The sequence below is a fragment of the Marinobacter sp. UBA2498 genome (genome assembly GCF_002341575.1).
GTDB lineage: Bacteria > Pseudomonadota > Gammaproteobacteria > Pseudomonadales > Oleiphilaceae > Marinobacter > Marinobacter manganoxydans.
The window spans coordinates 3409-9205 of sequence record NZ_DDOI01000145.1 but is presented as its reverse complement, the minus strand read 5'-3'; the positions used below and the strand labels follow the sequence as shown (position 1 = coordinate 9205).

The 5797-nt window shown below is 50.2% G+C and carries 5 protein-coding genes; 1 reads left to right on the top strand and 4 read right to left on the bottom strand.

Translation table 11 applies throughout. The features are described from left to right. A partial coding sequence (locus B2W52_RS20040; RefSeq protein ID WP_286803968.1) for a molybdopterin dinucleotide binding domain-containing protein occupies positions 1-1566 on the top strand: 1566 nt, incomplete at its 5' end. Between the two features lie 57 nt (positions 1567-1623). On the opposite strand, the gene B2W52_RS20035 is transcribed toward B2W52_RS20040, so the two are convergent. The 4 genes from B2W52_RS20035 to B2W52_RS20020 form a co-directional block, all read right to left on the bottom strand. Next, positions 1624-1956 (bottom strand): putative quinol monooxygenase, encoded by a 333-nt coding sequence (locus tag B2W52_RS20035; protein ID WP_092030690.1) that lies wholly within the window; start codon positions 1954-1956, stop codon positions 1624-1626. A gap of 91 nt (positions 1957-2047) precedes the next feature. After that, positions 2048-2725: an SH3 domain-containing protein gene (locus tag B2W52_RS20030; RefSeq protein WP_092034462.1), complete on the bottom strand. Its 678-nt coding sequence runs from the start codon at positions 2723-2725 to the stop codon at positions 2048-2050. Between the two features lie 75 nt (positions 2726-2800). After that, the gene (locus B2W52_RS20025) at positions 2801-4498 is read right to left on the bottom strand and encodes an ATP-dependent nuclease (RefSeq protein ID WP_273072878.1); all 1698 of its coding nucleotides are present in this window, start codon (positions 4496-4498) and stop codon (positions 2801-2803) included. 178 nt (positions 4499-4676) lie between these two features. Beyond that, positions 4677-4973: a hypothetical protein gene (locus B2W52_RS20020; protein WP_008171112.1), complete on the bottom strand. Its 297-nt coding sequence runs from the start codon at positions 4971-4973 to the stop codon at positions 4677-4679. Positions 4974-5797 lie beyond the last annotated feature (824 nt).

The window sequence follows — 5797 nt, the reverse complement described above, 5'->3', positions numbered from 1 at the left end:
GGCCTGATGACCGCACCCGGCGTGGGCAAACGCCTGAAAGCCATCCAGCAACGGGGCGGCAAGGTGGTGGTGGTTGATCCACGGCGCACCGAGACTGCGAGAAAGGCCGACCAGCACCTGTTTATCCGCCCGGAAACCGATGCCCTGTTCATGCTGGCCATGGTTCACACCCTGTTTGAGGAACAATTGGTTACCCTTGGTCATCTGGAAGACCGGATCGACGGGCTGGAGCAACTGGCCGAGGCCGTAAAACCCTATAGCCCGGAAAACGTGGCGGCAGCCTGTGGTATGACCGCGGAGGCCATCCGCGAGCTGGCCCGGGAGATGGCAGCTGCGAAGAGCGCCGTTTGCTACAGCCGCATGGGCGCCTCGACGCAGTCGTTCGGCGGCCTCTGCCAGTGGCTCAACAATGTATTGAACATTCTCACCGGCAACTTCGATAGCCGCGGTGGCGCCATGTTCCCCCAGCCGGCCTTTGATCTTGTCAGGGACAAAAAGGGCAAGCCGAGTTCCTATGGCCGTTACGAGTCCCGGGTGCGAAAACTGCCCTACTTCAACAACGAATTCCCCGTGGCTACCCTGGCCGATGAGATCCTGACCCCGGGCGAGGGCCAGATCCGCGCGATGATCACCATCGCCGGCAATCCGGTGCTTTCGGCGCCCGGCGGAGCCCGACTGGAAGACGCCTTCGATGCCCTGGATTTCATGGTGTCGGTGGATATCTACCTGAACGAAACCACCCGCCATGCCGACATCATCCTGCCGGCCACAACCGGGCTGGAAGTGCCGCACTTCGATGTGTTCTTCAACTCTTTCGCCGTTCGCAATACCGCCAAGTTCTCGGAACCGATGTTCGAGAAAGCGCCGAACCAGAAACACGACTGGGAGATTCTGCGGGATCTGGCCCTGCAGTTAACGGGCCTGGAAGACGATGGTGTTACGCCGGAGGCCATGCTGGATCTGGGCCTGAAACACGGCGCCTACGGAAAAGAGGGCATGAGCCTGGAGACCCTGAAAGCCAACCCCCATGGTGTGGATCTGGGACCACTGCAGCCCTGCCTGGCGCAGCGCATCCAGACCGAGGACGGCAAGATCCGCATTGCCCCCGAGCTATACCTGAAGGATCTGAAACGCCTGGATGCCTCGGGCCTGTTGCAGGCAGATGAGAACAGCGACTATCCGTTCACGCTGATCAGCCGCCGCCTGCCTCGCAGCCACAACACCTGGACCCAGAACTCCCACCGCCTGGTCAAGGGCAAGAACCCGTGCACGTTACAGATGAACGCGTCAGATGCCCTCAAAATCGGGCTTGAAGACGGACAACTGGCCACGGTTACGTCGGCTTCCGGAAGCATCAACCTGCCGGTGGAAATCGACGACGATATGTTCGAGGGTGTGATCAGCATGCCCCAGGGCTGGGGCCATAACCGGCCGGACACCGCCATGTCGATCGCCGAGGGACAACCCGGCGTGAGCATGAACGACGTCACCGATTCCGGGCGCATTGACGCGTTGACGGGCAATGCGGCGTTCAACGGTACGAGGGTAGCCGTACGCGCAGCCTGATGTGAGATATGGCATGGAGAAGGTTGCGCGTCTTGCTGAACGGGGGAAGGCTGTCAGTCAGTCCTGGTTGGGACTACGGGACAGATTGGCACGCAAGTAATCGTCACTGACTTCCAATTCATAGACAGTTTTCGATTGAACCAGGCAGTCGAGCATTTGTTTACGTGCCCTATGATATTTTTCATCGATTACGTGACGATCTTTCTGCCACGTTTCCCGATCAGGCCACTGAGCATAACCAACCAGGATATTCGGCTTGTCTGAAGTGTGGAGTCTTGAACCAAAACTGCCACAGTGCTCATAGATCGCTTTCGTCACTTCAAGCCAGGCTTCTCGAAATGAAGTCTCTGTGCCTTCCTTGATTTCAAACTCATAAACGGCAACAAACATTCATTTTCTCTCTGAGTGCTAACGCCCCGCATCACCGGGAATTTGCGGCGCGCAGCAGAGCAAATTGTCCGAGTGAATGCGCTTGTTAGGCTTACTTGAATGTTTCGCCATTTTCTACGTTCAAATAAATACGATTATCGTTGGTCATTCCGCCACAATATGTGAAATACACAGGTTCTAATTTGTGATTAATAACCGATTTCACCCAACCGCCCACCTCTTGGAAATCACTAAGTTGGCACCTGCCGTTATTGATTAGAGTTTTTGAAGCGGAAACAAATACGTCTTGATGCGCTTCAAAATCATCAGATGATGATATTGCTGCGAAAATCGGGTCACCTAAATTCGTTAGTGTTTCTGTTTGATGTTTTTCCGTGGAAAGATATTTACCATAAACCCACCGAGCAACCTCGCCAGATAATTGTTCTACTTCACCATCATAATACTCAGAGATTCTGGCCCAATTGCCCTTGGTTTCAAATACTTCGACCCTCTGCCCTCTATCAAGGACATTGGTAATTTTTCCATCGTTGTTTGGCGCTAGGCGTACATTCAGTTTTGAGGCTGTAACAAAATGCTCACCACTTCCAATTTCGATTTTTATGGGGTCTGCACCAGAAGAACTTGTTGATTCTTGCTGGGAGTCTGATTGGAGGTAAAACCAACCTATGGCAATAAGTGAAACAACAGCGATACCCGTGGGGCCTAGAGCTCTTAGGAAACCAATTATGACTCCTATCACTATTGCGACAATTAACCAATCGTCCATTTGTGCCTCTCGTTTTACTAAGCCTAACGCCGCATTCAGCGGCTTGTCCGCTGCAATGCTTTGTTATGTGATTTTTCATCTATGTATATGCGCAACGAAGTCTCTTAGGCCGGCTAGACGTGAATCCGACAAAGGTATATCAGTTAGCAGTTTGGTAACGAACTTAGGTCCATGTGACCCAATTTCCGGACAGAATTTTTCTATTTCTCCCACTGGTATGACAAATATACCTAAATTCTCTAAAGCAGACTTGAGAGCTTTGTAGTCCGTTTGCGCTTGACCATTAGGAATCGCAATTTCACCAAATTTTTTAACCTCGTTCCAAGAAGTGCCTTGCTTCATGAGTGCTGCTATATCGCCTTTCGGTAACTTTTCTTTGTCTGCATTCTGCAACGTTTGGATTATTTCGGACTTAATGGTTTCTACTGATTTTGGTTTAATTCCACCTCTTACAGCAGAGTCGACTCTTTCCCACAAAACTTCGACATCAATCCAGTTTCCGCCAAACGCTGAAACAGTGTTTTTGACTAAATCTCGCTCCGATAAGAAATCTATATCGAAAACGGCTTTGATTGGCACACCTATCTTTCTTAAAACGTCGGCTACTTTAGGTACCCCATGTTTGCCACCAGTGGGTATGTATGAGGTGTCTTTGAAAGGAGCTGTACTGTTGCTATTAATGTAATCAGCAGCAGAATTAATTAGACGGCAATCACTATCATCTTCACATATAATTGTTTGCTCATGAAATATACCTTCTAGAGCATTTGAATATCTCAACTCTGGCTTTTCCCAAAGCTCTTTTATGGTCTCTGATGCAGCTTCGTATACAACATTAATATCACCTTCTCGTTGAACTCTTAATATTCGAACCCTACCTTTGGTTCCTTCTAAGAACCCCCGGAGAATATCACTGCTATGCGTTGCAACAATTAACTGTCCTTTAACTTCAGATGATAATGTCTCTCCCAGCCTTCTCATTTGAGGAGGATGCAAGAATGCTTCCGGCTCATCCAGAAGGGTAATGTCTCTCTCTGAAGCAACTGTCTCAAATAGAATTCCAGCATAACTTTTGACGCCGTCGCCTTGCTTATCTAAAAGGGGATTTTCACGAACTTTTGAAACATAATCATTTCCTACGCGATCCACTACGTTTTCGCCCTTCGGGATCTGCCCTACGTGGATTGGAAGCTTACTACCACCACGAAAATCAAACATCAAATCTTTTGAGAAAGCCTTTCTAAATAGGTCACTGACTTGCTTCATCAGTTCTTCGTCATCATAAAGAATATGTTGTGGCTTCGTTTTATGTTGACCTGGCGAAAGGCTATTTTGCTGATTGCAAATATTTAGTCGATCATTAGCAGCAATATTTTTTATACTACCAGCATGTAGACCATTAATTAGGTATGGATTGTTATCCCAGGAGGGAACGTGTGACCTGTGTATTAAGTAGTCGGACATCTGAAATTGATCATTAATTAAATCTGCGTTTTTATTAAGGTACTCAAGAAGCTCTTTAGAGCTACCATTTTTATTAAGCTTTAAATCCTTTACAACCAGACACTGCTCTGCATTACCGGATTGGCAGATTTGTACTATTTCTCTCAACGATTGAGATTTCCCGCTATTATTCGGGCCTACCAGTATTACCTTTTCCTTTTCACTAAGCTCAACTTTATCTCCACCTGAGAAAGTGATTTCTGCTAATGTCGCCTTGGGCTTAATGGGCTCCAATTCTTCTTTTTCTGACACTACTCTTAAATCAGTCATCACTATCCCTTTCTAAACTTTCAGATTGCATCGACTCGCTGAGCCACATAACGCCAATATTCAGCGGCGGCCTTTGCGTAGCGAAGCGGAGAAAAGGCCGTCCGGTGGAGGGCCGTTAGGCCCGTAACGTACTGGAATGACTGGTTAGCACTGCTCAACTGAACACCTGCGGCTAAAGTCAAAATGGTAATCCGTCTTCGTCTTCTGTTGCATCTAATTCGGTAGACGGCTCTGGGCCAAAAAGTGCGTCTTCAACTGGCATCAGCTCCCACAACTCGTTCTGATGGAGCCAGATCGGATCAGCATTCTCCTGGATGAACTGATCTACAGGCATACCATCCACGGTTGGTGGCCGCTTGATTCTGACTTGCTTACCGTTCATAAAGACCCACTGGTACTTCCTTTGCCGCTCTGCCTTCGCGGCTTTCTTTGCTCTCTTTTGAGCCGGAGTGAGCTTTTTCTTAACCTTTGCCATATCTGAACTTTTTGGTGCTAACGCTGAGCTTAGCGGCGCCACGACAGTGGCGTCCGGTGGACGGCCCTCGGGCCGGGAACGTACTACAGCGACTTGTTAGCTGGGGGCATCACTGAAGCCCGATCCCTGGCAACCAACATCGCAGCCTAAACCGCTGCCCTTGCACCCAGATTCGCCGGTGCATCATTATTAAAACCACCGCCAATGATGCGATGAATGAACCTGAATATCAGAATAGCAGGTAAGGAAGGAGCCAACTCTCGGCGGACAGCCCCACGCGGCTAACTCCAATTTCTAAACCAGCACCGGTGACCAATTGCGCTGCCAGCAATACGCCAATTTCTCGGGCCTTGGCAGAGCAACAAACCGTCCGGTTTAACTGCCAGTTTTCGGCCAAGGCCAGTGGCACCGAGCCGCCCCAAAGGTACAAAGCACTACCAGCTAACGCTGCGCACAACGGCGCCCTGACAAGGGCGTCCGGCGGCCGCAGGCCGCGTATTGATGCGCCTGGTTAAGGGCCGCTCACCCGATTACTTATTTGGGCACCCAAAGTCGAATGCCCACTCCCGGTACTGTGTACTAACTTGATCCATGGCGCCAGGAACCAGAACACCGAATGGACGGAAGCTGACCAATGAATGCGCCGGATTGCCCCGCGACCTGAGCACCGGAATAGCGACTAAAACCGTAGCCGAACCGGGGGCTGTTTACTTGCGAGGCCAAACACCGGAACCGACACCAAACACCGCGCCCAAGAACACGACAGCCAGGCCTTTAACGCCTGCAGCACGCGCGCCCTTGAAATGGAGCCGAAGGCGCAATGT

Excerpts from the sequence above, each read along its gene's own strand:
- B2W52_RS20030 (WP_092034462.1), bottom strand. The coding sequence starts at position 2,725 with ATGGACGATTGGTTAATTGTCGCAATAGTGATAGGAGTCATAATTGGT.
- B2W52_RS20020 (WP_008171112.1), bottom strand. The coding sequence starts at position 4,973 with ATGGCAAAGGTTAAGAAAAAGCTCACTCCGGCTCAAAAGAGAGCAAAG.
- B2W52_RS20035 (WP_092030690.1), bottom strand. The coding sequence starts at position 1,956 with ATGTTTGTTGCCGTTTATGAGTTTGAAATCAAGGAAGGCACAGAGACT.
- B2W52_RS20025 (WP_273072878.1), bottom strand. The coding sequence starts at position 4,498 with ATGACTGATTTAAGAGTAGTGTCAGAAAAAGAAGAATTGGAGCCCATT.